General features: G+C 70.0%; 18 protein-coding genes and 1 tRNA gene. 14 read left to right on the forward strand and 5 right to left on the reverse strand.

Features of this window, described 5'->3' with window-relative positions; genetic code table 11:
• The 10 genes from rpmA to AC1DG4_RS14885 form a co-directional block, all read left to right on the forward strand.
• On the forward strand, positions 1-250 hold a 250-nt coding region (gene rpmA, locus AC1DG4_RS14840), incomplete at its 5' end, for a 50S ribosomal protein L27 (RefSeq protein ID WP_477421314.1).
• Between the two features lie 97 nt (positions 251-347).
• Positions 348-1877, forward strand: coding sequence for a GTPase ObgE (gene obgE, locus AC1DG4_RS14845; RefSeq protein WP_477378769.1), 1530 nt, complete (start codon positions 348-350; stop codon positions 1875-1877).
• A complete protein-coding gene (gene proB / locus AC1DG4_RS14850) occupies positions 1874-2656 on the forward strand; it encodes a glutamate 5-kinase (protein WP_477378771.1) in 783 nt (260 codons plus the stop codon). Before obgE ends, proB begins: the two co-directional genes overlap by 4 nt.
• Before the next feature lie 126 nt (positions 2657-2782).
• On the forward strand, positions 2783-4009 hold the full coding sequence (locus AC1DG4_RS14855) for a glutamate-5-semialdehyde dehydrogenase (RefSeq protein WP_477379328.1): 1227 nt from the start codon (positions 2783-2785) through the stop codon (positions 4007-4009).
• 48 nt (positions 4010-4057) lie between these two features.
• Complete coding sequence (locus tag AC1DG4_RS14860) at positions 4058-4285, forward strand: hypothetical protein (protein WP_045272563.1); 228 nt, start codon at positions 4058-4060, stop codon at positions 4283-4285.
• Between the two features lie 9 nt (positions 4286-4294).
• Entirely contained in the window at positions 4295-4891 is a 597-nt protein-coding gene (gene nadD, locus AC1DG4_RS14865; RefSeq protein WP_477378773.1) for a nicotinate-nucleotide adenylyltransferase, read from the forward strand.
• The gene (locus tag AC1DG4_RS14870) at positions 4888-6342 is read left to right on the forward strand and encodes a hypothetical protein (protein WP_477378775.1); all 1455 of its coding nucleotides are present in this window, start codon (positions 4888-4890) and stop codon (positions 6340-6342) included. Before nadD ends, AC1DG4_RS14870 begins: the two co-directional genes overlap by 4 nt.
• Entirely contained in the window at positions 6339-6728 is a 390-nt protein-coding gene (rsfS, locus tag AC1DG4_RS14875; RefSeq protein WP_477378777.1) for a ribosome silencing factor, read from the forward strand. Before AC1DG4_RS14870 ends, rsfS begins: the two co-directional genes overlap by 4 nt.
• A gap of 38 nt (positions 6729-6766) precedes the next feature.
• Positions 6767-7651: a formate dehydrogenase accessory sulfurtransferase FdhD gene (gene fdhD, locus AC1DG4_RS14880; protein WP_477378779.1), complete on the forward strand. Its 885-nt coding sequence runs from the start codon at positions 6767-6769 to the stop codon at positions 7649-7651.
• Positions 7648-10002 (forward strand): FdhF/YdeP family oxidoreductase, encoded by a 2355-nt coding sequence (locus AC1DG4_RS14885; RefSeq protein ID WP_477378781.1) that lies wholly within the window; start codon positions 7648-7650, stop codon positions 10000-10002. The genes fdhD and AC1DG4_RS14885 overlap by 4 nt, the downstream gene beginning before the upstream one ends.
• A gap of 30 nt (positions 10003-10032) precedes the next feature.
• On the opposite strand, the gene AC1DG4_RS14890 is transcribed toward AC1DG4_RS14885, so the two are convergent.
• The 5 genes from AC1DG4_RS14890 to AC1DG4_RS14910 form a co-directional block, all read right to left on the reverse strand.
• The gene (locus AC1DG4_RS14890) at positions 10033-10575 is read right to left on the reverse strand and encodes an NUDIX hydrolase (protein ID WP_477378783.1); all 543 of its coding nucleotides are present in this window, start codon (positions 10573-10575) and stop codon (positions 10033-10035) included.
• Between the two features lie 45 nt (positions 10576-10620).
• The gene (gene lysA / locus AC1DG4_RS14895; protein WP_477378785.1) at positions 10621-11880 is read right to left on the reverse strand and encodes a diaminopimelate decarboxylase; all 1260 of its coding nucleotides are present in this window, start codon (positions 11878-11880) and stop codon (positions 10621-10623) included.
• Between the two features lie 99 nt (positions 11881-11979).
• Positions 11980-12885, reverse strand: coding sequence for a universal stress protein (locus AC1DG4_RS14900; RefSeq protein ID WP_477378786.1), 906 nt, complete (start codon positions 12883-12885; stop codon positions 11980-11982).
• Entirely contained in the window at positions 12882-14381 is a 1500-nt protein-coding gene (locus AC1DG4_RS14905) for an amino acid permease (RefSeq protein ID WP_477378788.1), read from the reverse strand. The genes AC1DG4_RS14900 and AC1DG4_RS14905 overlap by 4 nt, the downstream gene beginning before the upstream one ends.
• Before the next feature lie 61 nt (positions 14382-14442).
• A complete protein-coding gene (locus tag AC1DG4_RS14910) occupies positions 14443-15999 on the reverse strand; it encodes an aminotransferase class I/II-fold pyridoxal phosphate-dependent enzyme (RefSeq protein WP_477421315.1) in 1557 nt (518 codons plus the stop codon).
• A 120-nt stretch (positions 16000-16119) separates the two neighbouring features.
• On the opposite strand from AC1DG4_RS14910, the gene AC1DG4_RS14915 reads away from it, so the two are divergent.
• The 4 genes from AC1DG4_RS14915 (at position 16120) to AC1DG4_RS14930 (ending at position 18530) form a co-directional block, all read left to right on the forward strand.
• A complete protein-coding gene (locus tag AC1DG4_RS14915; protein WP_477378792.1) occupies positions 16120-17046 on the forward strand; it encodes a LysR family transcriptional regulator in 927 nt (308 codons plus the stop codon).
• Positions 17047-17160: 114 nt separating this feature from the next.
• A tRNA-Ala gene (locus AC1DG4_RS14920) sits at positions 17161-17236 on the forward strand.
• 316 nt (positions 17237-17552) lie between these two features.
• Positions 17553-17882 carry a lactococcin 972 family bacteriocin gene (locus AC1DG4_RS14925; RefSeq protein ID WP_477378794.1) on the forward strand — a complete coding sequence of 110 codons (330 nt, stop codon included), beginning with the start codon at positions 17553-17555 and terminating at the stop codon, positions 17880-17882.
• 24 nt (positions 17883-17906) lie between these two features.
• Positions 17907-18530, forward strand: coding sequence for a hypothetical protein (locus AC1DG4_RS14930; protein WP_477378795.1), 624 nt, complete (start codon positions 17907-17909; stop codon positions 18528-18530).
• The last annotated feature ends 1 nt before the right edge of the window (position 18531 follow it).

The raw sequence follows: 18531 nt of genomic DNA on the forward strand, positions 1-18531 counted from the left end.
CAAAAAGGGTGCGAGCTCGACCCGCAACGGTCGTGACTCCAACGCACAGCGACTCGGCGTGAAGCGCTTCGGCGGCCAGACCGTCAGCGCCGGCGAGATCCTCGTCCGTCAGCGCGGCACGCACTTCCACCCCGGCGTGAACGTCGGCCGTGGCGGCGACGACACGCTGTTCGCCCTCTCCGCCGGTGCGGTCGAGTTCGGCGCGAAGGGCGGCCGCAAGGTCGTCAACATCGTCGCAGCTGCCGAGTAACGCAGCAGACAACTTCGGCAACGGGGCGGGCTTCGGCTCGCCCCGTTTCCCCATTTCCGGGCACATCCCGTCCCGCCCCCAATCCAGGAGGATCCGCATGGTCACGTTCGTCGACAGGGTGACGCTGCACCTGCGCGCGGGCAAGGGCGGCAACGGCTGCGTGTCCGTGCACCGCGAGAAGTTTAAGCCTTTGGGCGGCCCGGACGGCGGCAAGGGCGGCGACGGCGGCGACATCGTGCTCGTAGCCGACCCGCAGACCGGCACGCTGCTCTCGTACCACCACTCGCCGCACCGCACGTCCCAGAACGGCGGCTTCGGCATGGGGGACCACCGCTCCGGCTACGACGGTGAGGACCTCGAACTGCCCGTGCCCGTGGGGACGGTCGTGAAGGGCCCGGACGGCGAAGTACTGGCCGACATGGTGACCCCCGGCGAGCGCTTCGTGGTCGCCGCGGGCGGTCACGGCGGCCTCGGCAACGCCTCGCTCGCGACGCCGAAGCGCAAGGCGCCCGGTTTCGCACTGCTGGGCACGCCCGGTTTCGAGGGCGACGTCGTGCTCGAGCTCAAGACCGTCGCCGACGTGGCGCTGGTCGGCTATCCGTCCGCCGGCAAGTCGAGCCTGATCGCGGCGATCTCCGCCGCGCGGCCGAAGATCGCGGACTACCCCTTCACCACGCTGCATCCGAACCTCGGTGTCGTGCAGGCGGGGGAGTCGCGCTACACCGTGGCCGATGTGCCGGGCCTGGTCGAGGGCGCGAGCGAGGGCCGCGGCCTCGGTCTCCAGTTCCTGCGGCACGTGGAGCGCTGCTCCGCTCTCCTGCACGTGCTCGACTGCGCCACGCTCGAGCCCGGCCGCGACCCGCTCAGCGACCTCGACGTGATCCTTGCCGAACTCGGCGCCTATGAGGTGCCGGAGGGGCAGATCCCGCTGCTGGAACGCCCGCAGGTGGTCGCGCTCAACAAGATCGATGTGCCGGAGGCGCGCGAGCTCGCCGACTTCGTGCGTCCCGAGCTCGAGGAGCGCGGCTTCCGCGTCTTCGAGATCTCCACCGTGTCGCACGAGGGGCTGCGACCGCTGACCTTCGCGCTCGGCGAGATCGTCGACGCGCACCGCGCAGAGCTGGCCGCGGCCGCCGCGGCTCCCAAGGAGCTCGTCGTGATCCGGCCCCGCGGCTCGAAGCGCGAGTTCGAGATCCGCGTCGAGGGCGGCAGCTACGGCAACGTGTACCGGATCCTCGGCGACAAGCCGGTGCGCTGGGTGCAGCAGACCGACTTCCAGAACGAGGAGGCCGTGGGCTACCTCGCCGACCGGCTCGAGAAGCTCGGCGTCGAGGACGAGCTTTTCCGCCTGGGCGCCGAACGCGGATCCACCGTCGTCATCGGCGCCGGGGAGAGCATCGTGTTCGACTGGGAGCCGCAGATGTCCTCCGCGGCCGAGCTCATCACCTCGCCGCGCGGTCTGGATTCGCGCTTCGATCCGAACACCCGCCGCACCACGAACGAGCGTCGTGAGCGGTATCACGAGCGCATGGACGCGAAGGCGGCCGCCCGAGCCGAGCTCGAGGAGCAGCGCCTCGCCAGGGGCGCCGCAGCAGGGGAGGAAGCCGGCAGCGAGGACGTCGGATGACGGCGCTGACCCGGGAGGATCTGCCGACCGCGGCGCGCATCGTCGTCAAGGTCGGATCCTCCTCGATCAGCGGTGAGGCGGCCTGGCGGATCCCGGTGCTCGTGGAGGCGCTCGCAGCGGCGCACGCGCGCGGCACTGAGATCGTCCTGGTGTCCTCCGGTGCGATCGCGACCGGTATCCCGTTCCTGCAGCTCGATGCGCGGCCGACCGACCTCGCCACGCAGCAGGCTGCCGCCGCCGTCGGGCAGAACCTGCTGATCTACCGCTACCAGGAGGCCCTGCGCCCGCACGGCATCGTGGCGGGGCAGGTGCTGCTGACCACGGGCGACCTGGAGCATCCGACCTCGCGCAGCAATGCGCGCCGCGCCATGGAACGCCTGCTCGGCCTGCGCGTGCTGCCGATCGTGAACGAGAACGACACCGTGGCCACCCAGGAGATCCGCTTCGGCGACAACGACCGGCTCGGCGCGCTGGTGGCGCAGCTGACCGGAGCCGATGCGCTCGTGCTGCTCAGCGATGTGGAGTCCCTCTACACCCGGCCACCGTCCGACCCCGCCGCCGAACCGCTCGACATCGTCGCGGCTGGTGCCGACCTGTCCGGCCTCGAGTTCGGTGCGACCGTCGTGAACGGCGTCGGCACCGGGGGAGCGGCGACCAAGGTCTCCGCGGCCCGCCTGGCCGCCGCGAGCGGCATCGGGGTGCTGGTGACCAGCGCGGATCTGGTCGCAGAGGCGCTCGCAGGCGCCGAGATCGGCACCTGGTTCGAGCCCGCGGTCTGATTGCGTCATCCGGGCCTCGGGGGTGCGACGCGTGGGTACACTGACCGCATGTCCACCGTGATCGCCGACTTCGCCGTGCCCGCAGACGCCTCCGCGCAGGACGTGCCGGATTCGCCCGAGACGCGGATGCGTGCCGCCAAGGAGGCGTCCCGCGAGATCGCGCGGCTCACGAGCGCCGGCAAGCTCGCCGCCCTGCACGCCATCGCGGACGCGCTCTCGGCTTCATCGGCGGACATCGTCGCCGCCAATGCCCGCGACCTCGCGCGCGGTGCGGAGGACGGCATCGGCGACGGTCTCCTTGACCGGCTGCGCCTGGACGAGAAGCGGATCGACGCGCTGGCGGCCGCGGTGCGCGAAGTCGCCGCCCTGCCCGATCCCGTCGGCCGCGTCGTCGGCGGGCATCGCATGCCCAACGGCGTCGCCCTCGAGCAGGTGCGGGTGCCCTTCGGCGTGGTCGGCGCGATCTACGAGGCGCGCCCCAACGTCACGGTCGACATCGCCGCGCTCGCGCTGCGATCGGGCAACGCCGCCGTGCTGCGCGGCGGGAGCGCGGCCAAGGAGAGCAACACCGTGCTCGTGCGCATCATGCGCGACGCTCTCGCCGGGGCAGGGGTGACCGCAGAGGCGATCCAGACGGTGGACGACTTCGGTCGCGCCGGCGCCACCGCGATGATGCACGCGCGCGGTCTCATCGACGTGCTCGTGCCCCGCGGCAGCGCCGGGCTGATCGAGACCGTCGTGACTGAATCGACCGTCCCCGTGATCGAGACGGGCGCAGGCGTGGTGCACATCGTGCTGGACGAGACCGCGCCGCTGGACTGGGCGCGCGACATCGTCGTGAACGCGAAGGTGCAGCGCCCCAGCGTGTGCAACGCCGTGGAGACCGTCCTGGTGCTCCGAGCAGCCGCCGACCGACTCGTGCCAGAGGTCGCTGAGGCCCTGATCGCGCAGGGGGTCACGATCCACGGCGACGCGGACGTCCGCCGCCTCGTTCCCGCAGCGGTCCCGACGACGGACGAGGATTGGGCCACCGAGCACATGAGCCTCGACCTGTCGATGCGCGTGGTGGACGATCTCGACGACGCGCTCGCGCACATCCGGCAGTACAGCACGGGGCACACCGAGTCGATCATCAGCACCGACGCCCTCGCGATCGAGCGCTTCCTCGCCGAGGTCGACTCGGCCGTCGTGATGGCGAACGCGTCGACGCGCTTCACGGACGGCGGCGAGTTCGGGTTCGGCGCCGAGGTGGGCATCTCCACGCAGAAGCTGCACGCCAGGGGGCCGATGGGACTCGCCGAGCTGACCAGCACCAAGTGGCTTGCGCGCGGGGCGGGGCAGACACGCGCCTGAGGGCTAGACTGAGGAGCTGAGATCCACCCTGATCACTCTGGAGAATCGATGAACCTCGTCGCACAGCTCGTGCAGACCGCCGCAGAGACCACCGAGCACCACGGCAACGTGGCGCTGGAGACCCTTCCGTTCGGTCTGATCGCCGCCGGCGTGTTCGCGCTGCTCGGCCTGGTCGCGCTCTCCTACCGCAACGTCGCCAACCGCCACGACCGCAAGGCGCAGGCGTGGGCCGCGGAGCATGGTCACGAAGGACACGGGGCCGGCCACGGTCACTGAGCTGATCCGATGACGACCACTCCGGCGCCGCGGATCGGCGTGATGGGCGGAACCTTCGACCCCATCCATCACGGTCACCTCGTTGCAGCCAGCGAAGTGGCGCACTCGTTCGGACTGGACGAGGTCGTCTTCGTGCCCACGGGCCAGCCCTGGCAGAAGAGCGGCGTGTCGGACAGCGAGCATCGCTATCTGATGACGGTCATCGCGACGGCCTCCAACCCGTCGTTCACCGTCAGCCGCGTGGATATCGATCGCGAGGGACCGACCTACACGATCGACACGCTGCGGGATCTGAAGGCCCAGCGCCCCGATGCGGAGTTCTTCTTCATCACCGGCGCAGACGCCGTAGCGCAGATTCTCAGCTGGAGGGATCATGATGAACTGTGGGAACTGGCCCACTTCGTCGCGGTTTCCCGACCAGGTCACGTGCTGAGCACGGACGGTCTGCCCAGCGACAACGTCAGCCAATTGGAAGTCCCCGCCCTCTCGATCTCGTCGACAGATTGCCGATCCCGCGTCAGCGAGGGGGATCCCGTCTGGTACCTGGTGCCGGACGGTGTGGTCCAGTACATCGCGAAGCATCATCTTTATCGGAGCACGTCATGAGCACATCGGATCAGCACGAGCACGGCCAGCTGACCCGCAAGCAGCTGCGGGAGGCACGCCTCACCGGATCGACCCCGATCGTCACGCCGGAGGAGGCCGAGGCGGCGCGCCAGCAGAGCATCGCCGCCGCGACCGCACCCGAGGCCGAGCCCGTCGCCGATGCCCCCGCCGTCGATCCGGCTGCAGAGGTTCCCGCGCCTGCCGCTGAGGTTCCTGCGCCCGCCGCCCTCGAACCGCAGGACTCCGCCGAGGAGGAAGAGCCGCTCACGCGTCGCCAGAAGCGCGAGCAGGAGCGGGTCCGCACCGGCGTACTGCCGGTGTCCGATCCGTCCGCGCAGGACACGCCGAGTGCGACCGCGCCTGCTGCCTTGGACCACTCCGCGGCCCCCGCCGCACCGGCCCCTTCGTTCGCGCCGCCGGCGGTCCCCGTTGCGTCGCCTGCCACGCCCGAGCCCGCGCGGAGTGCGTCGACGGCTCCCGACGCATCCGAGATGATCACGGACGTGCCGCGGCCCAGCTACCCGAGCCGACGCCGTTCATTCGAATCCGCCACGGCCGCCGTGTCGGGCGCGGTGCCTGACGAGCAGGACGGCGTCGACGACGCCGAGCAGGGCGTCGCCCCGGTGTCGGTCTCCTCGGTCATGCGCGCCGAGGAGGAGACCGGACGCACGTGGCATGCGGATCCCGTCTCCGCAGCGCCCAGGACCGTCGAAGACGCCCGTCCGGCCGACTCGGCCTCCGCCTCGCTGCTGCCCGCCGTTCCGGCCACGGGCCCCACGCCCGCGCCCGATGCCGGCCCGGTGAGCCTGCCCTTCTCGTCCGAACAGACGGCACTCTGGTCCGCAGCGGCGGACTCCGCCTCTGAGGCTCCGCAGGCCCCCGCCGCCCCGGCTCCGGCCGCGCCCGCCGAGGTCGCGCCGCGCCCCGTTCCGCAGCCCGCAGCCGGTTCCGCGTCCACGCTCAACGCCGGTTTCGGCGAGCGCGTGCTCGCCGAGCAGGCGCGCACCACGCAGGTCGACTCCTTCGACGCGCTGATCGGCGACTCCACCGGGTCGCACCACGCCGCGCCGAACGCGCTGATCTTCCAGCAGGCGCCCGCCGGTCTGTCGCTGTCGGGACCCGTCGCCTCCACCGGCGAGATCCTGGTCACCGGCAGCTACGACCTTCCTTCCGGTCTCGGTTCGCGAGGCCACGCCGACGGCGTCGCCGACGGCAAGGAAGTCGACGCCGTGCTCGTCGACGGCGAGCTCGCGCCCGCGTCCTCTCCCACTCCGATCGCCGCGAGCGCGGCGATCGGCACGATCAAGCCCGCCGGCGAGGTCATCCGCCCGCCCGAGCCCGAAAAGGGCAACAAGCTCATGCTCGCTCTGACCATCACCGCCGGCGCTCTCGCCGTCGCCCTGGTCGGCGCGCTCATCGTCGCCATCACCACAGGAGCGTTCTCTTCATGATGCAGTCGCCGTCCGCCGCAGACATGCTGCAGATCGCCGCCGACGCGGCCCGTTCCAAGGGCGGAGAGGATCTGCTCGCGCTGAACGTGTCAGAGCCGCTGCCGCTCGTCGACATCTTCCTCCTCGTCACCGGCAACAGCGAGCGCAACGTCGCCGCGATCGCCGACGAGGTCGAGGACAGGATGATCGAGGCGGGCCACAAGCGCGTGCGCCGCGAGGGACGCAGCGAGGCCCGTTGGGTCCTGCTCGACTTCGGAGACCTCATCGTGCACGTCTTCCACGAGGAGGAGCGCACCTACTACGGCCTGGAGCGCCTCTGGAAGGACTGCCCCGTGGTGCCGATCGCCGAGCCTGCGCCGCTCGCGGTGCCCGCCGAGCGGGACTGATCCGGCGAGGATCCGGGATCCGCGAGTAGGGTCGAGCCGTGGGACGGATCACGACGCTGCGGCCGGTCACCCGGATCGCCCTGGGGGAGGGCGTGCATCGTCGCGCCGACACGCTCGCGGTCGAGGAACCGCTGGAGATCCGGATCGGCGGTGCGCCGCTCGCCGTCACGATGCGCACCCCAGGTCATGACGTCGAGCTCGCGATCGGATTCCTCGTCTCTGAGGGCGTGATCGCGGAGCGGTCCGACTTCCGTGCGGCGATCCACTGCGGCGGCCCCGGGACCGGCGGCGCCGAGAACACCTACAACGTGCTGGACACGTCGCTCGCTCCGGGGGTGCGACTGCCCGGCGCCGACGAGGCGCGCCGTTTCTACACGACCAGTTCGTGCGGCGTGTGCGGCAGGGCCAGCATCGACGCCGTGCGGACGGTGTCCCACCACGATGTCGCGCAGGACGACGTGCAGGTCGAGGCGGGATGGATCGCGGAGCTGCCGGACCGGCTGCGCGCCGAACAGGCCGCGTTCGACAAGACCGGGGGGCTGCACGCCGCCGCGCTCTTCGACGCCGTCAGCGGTGAGCTGCTCGTGATCCGGGAGGACGTGGGCAGGCACAACGCCGTGGACAAGGTGGTCGGCTGGTCGCTCCAGGAGGGGCGGCTCCCGCTGCGCTCGACCGTGCTGCAGGTATCGGGACGGGCGAGCTTCGAGCTCGTGCAGAAGGCCGTCATGGCCGGGATCCCGATCCTCTCGGCGGTCTCCGCGCCGTCCTCGCTGGCGGCGGAGCTCGCCGAGGAGACGGGTCTGACGCTGATCGGCTTCGTGCGAGGACGATCCATGAACGTGTACGCGCATGCGCATCGCGTGCTGATCGATGCGGTGACGCAGGGCGAGGAGCCCGTGCGGGAAGGACGGGGAGAGCGATGAGCGACGACGTGGACGCGCGCGGAGGAACGGCCTTCGGACTCATGCCGGACGAGCCGAGGCAGGGCGGCTACGGACCGCGCACGACGGCGGCCTGGTCGCGGAAGCCCTACCGCCACCCGGCCGCGGGCTGGGGTGCGGCGAAGTCGGTCGGGCAGGTGCTGCTGCGCGAGCGCGAGCCGATCGCAGGCTCCGGCGCGATGCTCATCATGAACCACGGCGCATCGGGATACGACTGCCCAGGCTGCGCCTGGCCGGACGATCCGGGCAACCTGCGCCTGGACATCTGCGAGAACGGGATCAAGCACGTCACGTGGGAGATGACGCACAAGCGCGTCGACCGGCAGTTCTTCGCGGCGCACACGGTCGCGGAGCTGTCGGAATGGACCGACTTCGACCTCGAGGATGAGGGGCGCCTCACCGAGCCGATGAGCTACGACGCCGCGAGCGACACGTACGTGCCGATCTCCTGGGACGACGCGTTCGCCCTCATCGGCGATGAGCTGCGCGGCCTCGCCAGTCCGGACGAGGCCAGCTTCTACACCTCGGGCCGCCTGAGCAACGAGGCGACCTTCCTCTATCAGCTCATGGTCCGCGAGTACGGCACCAACAACCTCCCTGACTGCTCGAACATGTGCCACGAGGCCTCGGGGCGCGCGCTCAAGGCGTCTCTGGCCACGGGCAAGGGCACGGCGGATCTGCGCGACTGGGAGGAGTGCGACGCGCTCTTCGTCCTCGGCGTGAACGCCGCGTCGAATGCTCCGCGCATGCTGACGGCGCTGTCGGACGCTGTTCGTCGGGGCGCGCAGGTGGTGCATGTGAACCCGCTCGTGGAGGTCGGGGCGACGCGGACGATCGTGCCGCACGATTTCGTCGACATGGCCCTGTTCAAGAGCACTGCCACGAGCACGATGAACCTGCAGGTGCGGCTCGGCGGCGATCTGGCGCTCATCCGCGGGATGGCCAAGGTCGTCTTCGAGGCGGCCGAGACGGATCCCGCCGTCCTCGACTCCGCATTCCTCCGCGCGTACACGAACGGACTCGAGGATTACCGGGCGCTCGTCGACGCCACGCCCTGGGCGGAACTCGTGCGCCAGTCCGGACTCAGCGAGGCGCAGATCCGCGAAGCCGCGGCGATCTACCTCGGCTCGGAGCGGACCATCATCAGCTGGTGCCTCGGTGTGAGCCAGCACGAGCACGGCGTGGACACCGTGCGCGAGATCGTGAATCTGCTGCTGCTGCGCGGCAACGTGGGGCGCCCCGGGACCGGGCCGTCTCCCGTGCGCGGCCACAGCAACGTGCAGGGCAACCGCACGTGCGGCATCGACCATCGCCCGCCCGCCTGGACGGATCGGCTCGCGGAGGTCTGCCGCATCGACCCTCCGCGCCACCCCGGGCTGGACACGGTCAAGACGATCCGCGGCATGCACGACGGAACGGTCAAGGTCTTCGTCGGCATGGGAGGCAACTTCGTGCTCGCCGCCCCCGACACCGCGTACACCGCCGAAGGGCTCAGTCGCTGCCGGCTGACGGTGCAGGTGAGCACCAAGCTCAACCGCAGCCACCTCGTCCACGGCGAGAAGGCGCTGATCCTGCCTTGCCTCGGACGCACCGAACGCGACCAGCAGCAGGCCGGCCCGCAGGGCGTCACGGTCGAGGACGCGATGAGCATGGTGCATCTCTCGGTGGGACGCAAACGGCCGGCCTCGGCCTACCTCCGCTCGGAACCCGCGATCGTCGCCGGGATCGCGAAAGCCACATTGCCGGCGTCGCAGACCCCCTGGGACGACTACATCGCCGACTACGACCGCATCAGGGACGTCATGGCGCAGGTCCTCCCCGGCTTCGAGGGCTTCAACGACCTGATCCGCAACCGCCACGGCTTCCGCATCCCGCAGCCCGCGCGCGAGCGCGTGTTCGAGACGGAATCCGGGCAGGCGGAGTTCTCGCTCGCCCCGCTTCCCGATGTGATCCCCGCTTCCGCCGAGACCCTGGTGCTGCAGACCATGCGCTCGCACGACCAGTGGAACACGACGATCTACTCGAGCAACGACCGCTATCGCGGCGTGAAGAACCTGCGCGAGCTGATCTTCCTGCACGCGGAGGACATGCGCGCGAGGGGGATCGCGGAAGGGGACCTCGTCGACATCCGATCGACCTCGAAGGACGGATCCACCCGTGTCGTGCGCGCCTTCCGTGCGGTGCCCTACGACCTTCCGCAGGGATGCGCGGCCGGCTACATGCCGGAGCTGAACGTGCTGATCGGACATGCCGACTTCAGCGCGCAGAGCGATCAGCCGCTCATGAAGAGCATCCAGGTCACGGTCGCACGATCCGCGGCACGCGCGGCCTGAGCGCGGCCGCGCCGCCGGGAGCCTTCGTCCTCAGGCGACCGGGAGACGCCGGGCTGCTTCTCGGACGGCGCGGAGGCGCTCTCCGAAGCCGTCCGGCACCTCCGCGGGCAGAGCGTCGACCCGGAACCAGCGCACGTCCTCGCTCTCGTCGCTGACGACGATCGGCGCAGCGGGATCCGCGAGGGCCGCGAAGCCGACGTCCCAGTGCGCGGCGCAGGCGAAACCCCCGTGCAGCGCGTGCCGGTCGAGGTCGAGGATCGCGGTGGAGAGCAGGCGCAGGTCGTCGATGCCGGATTCCTCTCGCGCTTCCCTCTGCGCGGCTGCGGAGATCGATGGATCCTGCGGCTCGACGTGCCCGCCGAACTGCACCCAGAATCGTCCCTTGCCATGGAAGCACAGCAGCACGTGGGCGAAGTCGGGGGAGAACACGAAGCAGGATCCCGTGAGGTGCTCCGCTCCGCCGTCGCGGCGCAGTGCGTCATCGCCGCCGGCGCGCACGAACCGCAGGTAAGCGTCCCGCGCGGGAGAAGGCGGCATCGCGGTCAGTTCGCGGATCAGGTCGTGAAGGCGCATCCTGCCATTCTGCCTCGGCACGAGCGAGGCCCTTCGCCCTGGTGCTCAGAGATCGCGGGCGAACAGGTCGTCCCAGGTCTCGCGGCGGATCACGGCTCTGGCCTCGCCGTCGCGCACGAACACCACGGGCGGGCGGCGATAGCCGTTGTAGTTGTTGGCCATGGTGTGCGTGTAGGCGCCGGTGGCGGGCACGGCGAGCAGATCGCCGACGCGGGCCTCGGGAAGGCGCAGGGGATCGATGAGCACGTCGCCCGACTCGCAGTGCCGGCCGACCACGACGACATCCTCCACGGCGTCCTCGTGCAGGCGCTCGGCGAGCGCGGCTTCGTAGCGCTGCTGGAAGAGGGCGACCTCGAGGTTGTCGCCCATTCCGCCGTCGACCGCCACGAAAGTGCGGGCGTCGCGCTTCACGGTGGTCACGGTGTACAGGGTCAGCGCCGAGGCGTTCACCATGCTGCGCCCCGGCTCGATGATGATCTCCGCCTCGGCGGGGAGGTGCTCCGCCGCCGCGGCGAGCAGCGCCTCGACGTAGGCGTCGACCGAGGCGGGGTGCTCGTCGTACGTGTAGCGCGCTCCCAGCCCGCCGCCGAGGTCGTAGACCGGGAACGTGCCGAGCGCGGCGAGAGGTGCGACGGCGGCGGCGAGTTCAGCGGGATCCATGATCTGCGATCCGACGTGGGCGTGCACGCCGCGCATCCGCAGCCGCGGGCTCGCCTCGATCCGGGCGATGAGCGCCTTCGCGGCGGCGGCGGTGAGGCCGAACTTGGATCCGACCTGGCCGGTCTGCACGTGCGGATGCGTGGAGGACTCCACCTCGGGGATCACGCGCACCAGCACGTCCTGGGCGCGACCTTCCGGCACCAGCTGCTCCAGGCGGTCCACGTCGTCGGAGTTGTCGACGACGACAAGGCCGACGCCGGCGTCCACCGCGATCCTCAGCTCTTCGGTGGTCTTCGCGTTGCCGTGCATGACCAGCAGTGCGGGGTCGATGCCCGCGCGCAGCGCGCTGAGGATCTCGCCCCCGCCCGCGACGTCCAGTCCGATGCCCTCCTCGACCATGACCCGCTGCACGGCGGTGGCCGGGAACGCCTTCGACGCGAACACCACGCGGGAGTTCGGGCGGCGTGAGGTCAGCGCGGTGCGGTACTCCTGCGCACGGGCGCGCAGTGCCGTCTCGTCGACGATGATCGCCGGTGTGCCGAACTGGAGGGCGAGGTCGTCGACACGGCACCCGCCGATCCGCAGGGTGCCGTCGGGATCGACCCCGGTGCCGGCGGGGAGGAGTTCGAGCAGGGGGTGCGGCATGGGTATCGCCCTTCGTTCGATTCGGAGTCTACGCAGGGGCCGCCGCTCGAGAGCTGCGGCCCCTGCCGTGCGGAGATCGGGATCCGCCGTACCCGTGGGTCAATCGAGGTCGGGGGCTGCGGCCCCGCGCGGCACCACGACCACCGGAACGGGGGAGTGGCGCACGACCTTCGCCGCGTGCGAACCCAGGAACACCCGAGCGATCGGCCCGAGCGTGCTCGACCCCACCACGAGCACCTCGTCGGCCCGCCACTCGACCTGCGCCATCGCGGAGTCCCAGCCGTCGCCCACGCCGATCTCGGTGCCCGCGACCCGTGGCGCCTCCTCGAGGTGCGACACCCGCGCGAGCAGATCGCCCGCCTGACGCTCGATGTCCTCCGTCCACTGCAGGGCGATGCGCTGCTCGACGTCGCGTCCTGCTCCAGAGGTGCCGGATTCCGGCGGCACGACGGCGAACGAGGCGATGCGCAGATCGGCGCCCACCGCGGCGGCCACGCCGGCTGCGCCGAGCACGAGGTCTCCGGAGGAGTCGGTCCCGCGGAACGCCGCCGTGACCCGGGCCACGCGGGCACCCTCGGCGGCGCGGAAACCGCGAGGGGCGATCGCAACCGGCACGGGCGATGCGTGCAGCAGCGCGTCGCTCTCCGATCCCAGAGCGATCCGGCCCACGGGAGCGGTGGACGAGGAACCGATCACGATGAGGGCGGCGCCGCGTTCGACCGCGAGCTCGGCGAGCCCGCGCCGCGCGGAGGACGCTTCATGCACCAGGTACTCCGCGCGAACGGTGCCCCCCAGCACGGCGGCAGCATGGTCCAGCACGAGGTTCGCGGTGTCGCGCGTATAGCCGCGCCACTCCGCGTCGGCGCTCCCCGCGGCCAGCGGCCAGGTCTGCGGAAGCACCGCGGCGGCGACGAGGTCGGTGTCGGCCGAGCGGGCCAGCATCGCTGCGAGATGCAGTACCGCCGTGGAGCGGTGGGCCGGATCCAGCCCGACGACAAGGCTCATCCCCGGTCCGCCTTGCGACGGGCGGCTGCCGCCTCGCGTACGGCTCCGGTGCTGGGCTGTGCGACGTTGGTGGTGAACGGCGCCTCGGCCTCGATCACGGGATGCCCGACCTGCAGCGCGGAGTGGCGACGGCCGTAGAACCAGTAGAAGATCAGGAAGACGGCGGTCCAGCCGAGGAACACGAGGATCGTGTCGGTGCGCAGCTGGCTGATGATCGCGATGCAGCCGAGGATCGACAGGATCGGGATCGTCCAGCCGAGCGGGAGGCGGAAGCCCCGCTCCAGCTCCGGCTCGCGCACGCGCAGGATGATCACGCCGAGGGACACCACCAGGAACGCGACGAGCGTGCCGATGCTCGTCATCTCCGCGAGGAAGCCGATCGGGACGACCGCGGCGAGGACGCTGGTCGCGATCATGACGATCACCGTGTTGGGGATCGGCGTCATCGTGCGCGGGTTGACCTTCGCGAACACCCGCGGAATCATCCCGTCGCGGGACATTGCGAACAGGATGCGCGTCTGCCCGTACAGGCAGACCAGCGTGACCGAGAAGATCGAGATGATCGCCCCGATCGCGACCACGGTGCCCGGCCAGGTGGATCCGATGATGTTCTGCAGGATCGCGGCGAGGCCGGCCTCCTGGTTCTTGAACTTCTCGGGCGCCTGAGCGCCGAGCGCGGCGAGGCACGTGAGCACGTACAGCGTGATGATGATCCCGAGCGCGAACATGATCGCGAGCGGCAGGTTGCGCTTCGGGTTCTTCGCCTCGTCTCCCGCGGTGGAGACCGCGTCGAGCCCGACGAACGAGAAGAAGATGATGCCGGCTCCGCCGACGACGCCGGCGAACCCGGCGGGGGCGAAGTTGTGGAAGTGGTCGGTGTTCCAGCCGGTGAATGCGACCGCGCAGAAGAACAGCACGACCGCGATCTTGACGAGCACCATGACGCTGTTCACGAGCGTGGACTCGCGGGCGCCGCGCATCAGCAGCAGCGCGCAGAGCACGATCACGATCACGGCGGGGATGTTCACGATTCCGCCCTGCTCTGGCGCCTGCGAGAACTCGACGGGAATCTGCCAGCCGAACAGGTTCTGCAGCAGCTGGTTGACGTACTGGGACCATCCGACGGCGACCGCCGCGGTCGAGACGCCGTACTCCAGGAGCAGGCACGCGCCGACCGCCATCGCGGTGCCCTCGCCGAGGGTCGCGTACGCATAGGAGTAGGTGGATCCCGACACCGGGACGGCACCGGCCATCTCCGCGTAGCAGAGCGCGGTGAGCCCCGCCACGACGCCGCCGATGACGAAGGACCAGATCACGGCGGGGCCCGCGATCGGTACGGCCTGCGAAAGGATGAAGAAGATACCGGTGCCGAGGGTTCCGCCGACGCCGATCATGGTCAGCGAGAACAGGCCGATGCTCCTCTTCAGGTGCACCTCCCCGGTCGCGACCGGCGTCGTGGGTTTCCGGCGCAGCAGTTGCTGGGCAATGGTGGGCATGGACCAATCTCCTTCGAATGGTGGGGCCGACCCGCGACGCGGTGCGCCGCGGGAACCTGGGTCAGTCTTCTCTCGTCACCCGGAAGCGAGACACCTGCGCGTCCACGGCGCCGCGGACGTACCCGCTGGGCGACACGGCGACCGCCTGGAGGAACGCGACGGTCTCGGCCGTGATCTGCTCGCCCGGGATGACGTTCGGGATCCCCGGGGGGTAGGCGGCGAGGGTGTCGGCAGAGATGCGGCCGACCGCTTCCGCGGCAGGGACGAGTTCGGTGGCGGAGAAGAACGCGTCGCGTGGCAGGATCCGCAGCGGTCCCGACGGCGGGAGCGCCGGGAAGGCGGCCCCGTCGCCCGCGGTGCGCTCCGCGTGAGCGTCCGCCGAATCGACGGCGGCGGCGAGCGCCCGGTGCGCGGTCGTGAGGTCCGGCGTCGTCCCGGCGCCGATGAGCGCGACGAGGGAGGTCGCGGTGGACATCTCGAAGTAGATGCCGTCCCTCTCGATGAGGCGCTGACGAAGCCAGTGTCCGCTCACGCCCGTGGCGGAGACGTCGATGGGAACGCGCAGCGGGTCGACCGCGACGATGTCCTCGAAGGCATCGAAGCCGTCGCTGAGGACGGCGAAGCGCGGGTCCTCGCGCAGCGCGTCGCGGAACGCCTCTGTGGCGGCGATGGAACGGCCGATCTGCTCCTCGCCGGTCATCAGGGAGTGGCGGGYGATGTCGAGCGAGGCCTGCAGCAGGGCGGAGGACGAGGTCGAGGCGGTGAGGGTGACCGCGCGCTCGACCAGCGGCTCGATGCGGTCGGCGAACGGGCCGTGCCCGAGATGCAGCATCGCCGACTGGGTGAGCGATCCGGCGAGCTTGTGCGTGCTCGAGACGACGAGGTCGGCGCCGAGCCGGGTGGGCGACTCCGGCAGATCGGGGTGGAACCCGAAGTGCGGGCCCCAGGCGCCATCCACGATGAGCGGAGCGCCGTGCGCATGGGCGACCCTGGCGAGGCCGGCGATGTCCGCGACGGCGCCGAAGTAGCTGGGCGAGACGACGTAGACGGCGTTCGCGGCGTGCCCGTCGCGTGCGGCCGAGGTCATGGCCTCGTCGAGCGCCGCGGGCGAGACGCCGTGGGCGATGCCGTGCCGTGCGTCGAGCGAGGGCAGGACGAACGACGGGGTGAGTCCCGCAGTGAGGACGCCGTCGCTGAAGCTGGAGTGGGCGCTGCGCTGGGAGAGGATCCCCGGTCCGAGCCCGCGCACGGCAAGAGCAGCGACACGGTTGGCCTGAGACGCGCCGCCCGTGAGGAACCAGGTGCGGCGCGCGCCCCAGGCGTCGGCGGCCAGGTCGAGCGCCCGGGAGAGAGGCGAGTCCTCGCCGAGATCGATGCCTTCCAGCAGCATGGGGACGTCGAGCTGCAGCACGCGCTCGCCGAGGAACTCGGCGAGACGAGCGCTGATCCCGCGGCCGGCGCCGCCGTGTCCCGGGACCATCAGCTGGATCGGTGCCCGATCCGCGTGCCACTCCAGGGCGTCGGCGTACGGGGTCTCGAGGTGGCGGGGATCCACGATCGGCGAGCCGGACGTTGCGGCGGGGGACGGGTCGAGGGTGAGGGGCTCGGGGAACGGCATTGGTCCATGGTGCGGCCTTTCGAGCGGAGGAGGAATCCCCGGAAGTTCTCCTGCCCCACATATCCTGTATGTGACGGGATGCCAACAAGAGGCGCTTGCCGACATAGGAGGTTGGTTTCGATGCTCGATCTGCGTCAATTGGAAGCGCTTCGCGCCGTGCATGCCGAGGGGTCGGTGACGGCGGCCGCGCGACGGCTCGGCTGGGGGCAGCCGACCGTCGACTACCACCTCAAGAACCTCGAACGCCTCGTCGGCTCGCCCGTGCTGATCCGCTCGTCGCGCGGCAGCCGGCTCACCCCGGTCGGATCACTGCTGCTGGAGAGGGCGCAGGAGATCCTGACCCTGGGGGAGCGCGCGATCCGGGACGCCAGGGAGCTGACCGCGATGGGGCGGGTGCGACTGCGCTTCGGAACCTTCCCCACGGCGGCCGCGAAGATCCTGCCATCGGTCGTCACCCGCGTCGACGATCTCGGGATCGAGGTCGACGCGATGCTCGAGGAGGTGCCGACGCTCGTGGACCGGATCAATCGCGGGGGTCTGGATGCCGCGCTCGTGTACACGGTGCCGGGGTACGAACTGCCGTTCCGAGCGCACGTCGCCACGAGAGAGGTGCATCGCGACCCGCTCCTGCTGGCCCTGCCCGTCGGGCATCCGCTCGCGACTCCGAGGCCGATCGACGTGCCGACGCTGCTCACGCTGTGGCAGGAGCGCTGGCTCTTCGCCGCGTCGGGGAACGACCCCATGGACACGATCGTGATCGACGCGTTCGCCGCCCGGGGGCACGCGCTCGACGTCGCGATCCGCACGGACGACTTCCAGGTGATGCTCGGGATGATCGCGGCCCGTCTCGCGGTAGGCCTGCTGCCCAGTCTCGCGGTCGGCGGATCCCATCCCGGGATCGTCCTGCGTCCGATCGAGGATCCGGCATTCGTTCGCTCCATCCTCGTGGCGACGTCGTCGGAGGGGTCCACGCGCGGCCCGTCTACCGCGGTCCGCCAGCTGGTGCTCGCGATCCGCGACGCGTTCAGCGCGCTGCCCTCCGCCTGATCCCGAGGTACGCATGACACGCCCGGCGGCGCATATGCGGCGTCCCGATTAGCGCGGCGTGATCTGCATGTTGTAGTCTGAATGAGTTGTCGCGGGAAGCCGCGAACAGCGTCTGGGCCTGTGGCGCAGCTGGTAGCGCACCTGCATGGCATGCAGGGGGTCAGGGGTTCGAGTCCCCTCAGGTCCACCAGAGAAGTCCTTGGGAAACCAAGGACTTCTTCTTGTTTCCGGGCGTAGTCGTTCCGTGTCGAACCTCCGGCCCCTGCTCCGAGCGGGGTGCCGACGAGCGAATCCCGTGCACCGCGGTCTGCGCATAGGCCGCCTCCCTTTCACGGGCATCTTTGCCGACAGCAGATCGCCGAGACTGGACATTGGTAACGCTGTGCCTGCCGAATGTCTTGCAATTGTGGACGAATGTCCATTGAAATCTCGTGCTGAGGCGACGCCCCGTCGGCTACGGTCATGGCGAGTGCACGGTGTACTCGGTCTGGGGGCGAACGGGAATCATGAAGAAGAGGAACTTCTCGAAAGCGGCTCTGGCGACGACGGCGGCGGTGGCGATCATTCTGGGGACGGCTTCGGCGGCGAATGCGGCGACGGAGTACCCCGAAGGCGGCACATGGCGATACGGCGTGTATGAGCCCGCCAGCGTCTCCTATGTGTATTCGAACTACTATCACCCCGCGAACTGGCATCGGTCGAGTGTCATCCGTGGGGTGAACGACTCCACGGTGTACCGCTCGGGTGACAAAGTCGCGAAAGTGTGGGCGAACGTCGAGAAGACCGTCGCGGGTTTGTCTGGACGGAAGTCGTTCTACTTCAAGTACAGCTACTGAGAAACCGGCAGAAGAGAACAGATCTTGCGAAGCCTGTTTCATACAGCGAAGGCGGCCGTCGTTCTGGCGACCTTCGCATGCCTCACGCTGACGTCGTGCAGCACGCCCGGGGCGAGTCCATCGACGAGTACAGGTTCCTCCGGAGAGCAGCCTGCGTTCAGCGGACCTTTCGCGGGCGATTTCACGCAGACGTGGCAGAAGAACGAGGACGCATTCATCCGGGGAGTCATCGCCGATCAGAAGATCACCGACCAGGAGTGGGCGGAGATCGTCGCCCGGATGAAGGCGTGCTTCGAGAGCGAAGGAATGTCGGTCAAGGAATACAATCCGGATGGCAGCTATTCCTTCGATCTGGGGTCTCACGACGCCGAAACCGGAAACCGGCTGGCCACAGGATGCGAAGACTCCTCAGGGGTCTCGTCTGTGGGGCGTCTTCGCATCAGCATGCAGACCAATCCCGACAACAGAGACATGGATGAGCTGATGCACGAATGCCTGGTCCGAGTCGGAGCCGTGCCGAAATCGTACGCTCTTGACGAGTACAGGCGGGACAATTCGACGTTCTCATTCCCCTTCGTCACCGACGACGACAAGAAGTACTACGACATCTGCGCGGCCTCCCCGATGACGGCGCAGCGAGGCGATTGAC

Source organism: Microbacterium sp. 05N427 (assembly GCF_056397105.1).

Excerpts from the sequence above, each read along its gene's own strand:
- AC1DG4_RS14855 (WP_477379328.1), top strand. The coding sequence starts at position 2,783 with ATGCGTGCCGCCAAGGAGGCGTCCCGCGAGATCGCGCGGCTCACGAGC.
- rsfS (WP_477378777.1), top strand. The coding sequence starts at position 6,339 with ATGATGCAGTCGCCGTCCGCCGCAGACATGCTGCAGATCGCCGCCGAC.
- AC1DG4_RS14900 (WP_477378786.1), bottom strand. The coding sequence starts at position 12,885 with ATGAGCCTTGTCGTCGGGCTGGATCCGGCCCACCGCTCCACGGCGGTA.
- AC1DG4_RS14915 (WP_477378792.1), top strand. The coding sequence starts at position 16,120 with ATGCTCGATCTGCGTCAATTGGAAGCGCTTCGCGCCGTGCATGCCGAG.
- AC1DG4_RS14860 (WP_045272563.1), top strand. The coding sequence starts at position 4,058 with ATGAACCTCGTCGCACAGCTCGTGCAGACCGCCGCAGAGACCACCGAG.
- lysA (WP_477378785.1), bottom strand. The coding sequence starts at position 11,880 with ATGCCGCACCCCCTGCTCGAACTCCTCCCCGCCGGCACCGGGGTCGAT.
- AC1DG4_RS14890 (WP_477378783.1), bottom strand. The coding sequence starts at position 10,575 with ATGCGCCTTCACGACCTGATCCGCGAACTGACCGCGATGCCGCCTTCT.
- obgE (WP_477378769.1), top strand. The coding sequence starts at position 348 with ATGGTCACGTTCGTCGACAGGGTGACGCTGCACCTGCGCGCGGGCAAG.
- proB (WP_477378771.1), top strand. The coding sequence starts at position 1,874 with ATGACGGCGCTGACCCGGGAGGATCTGCCGACCGCGGCGCGCATCGTC.
- AC1DG4_RS14870 (WP_477378775.1), top strand. The coding sequence starts at position 4,888 with ATGAGCACATCGGATCAGCACGAGCACGGCCAGCTGACCCGCAAGCAG.
- nadD (WP_477378773.1), top strand. The coding sequence starts at position 4,295 with ATGACGACCACTCCGGCGCCGCGGATCGGCGTGATGGGCGGAACCTTC.
- AC1DG4_RS14905 (WP_477378788.1), bottom strand. The coding sequence starts at position 14,381 with ATGCCCACCATTGCCCAGCAACTGCTGCGCCGGAAACCCACGACGCCG.
- AC1DG4_RS14925 (WP_477378794.1), top strand. The coding sequence starts at position 17,553 with ATGAAGAAGAGGAACTTCTCGAAAGCGGCTCTGGCGACGACGGCGGCG.
- AC1DG4_RS14885 (WP_477378781.1), top strand. The coding sequence starts at position 7,648 with ATGAGCGACGACGTGGACGCGCGCGGAGGAACGGCCTTCGGACTCATG.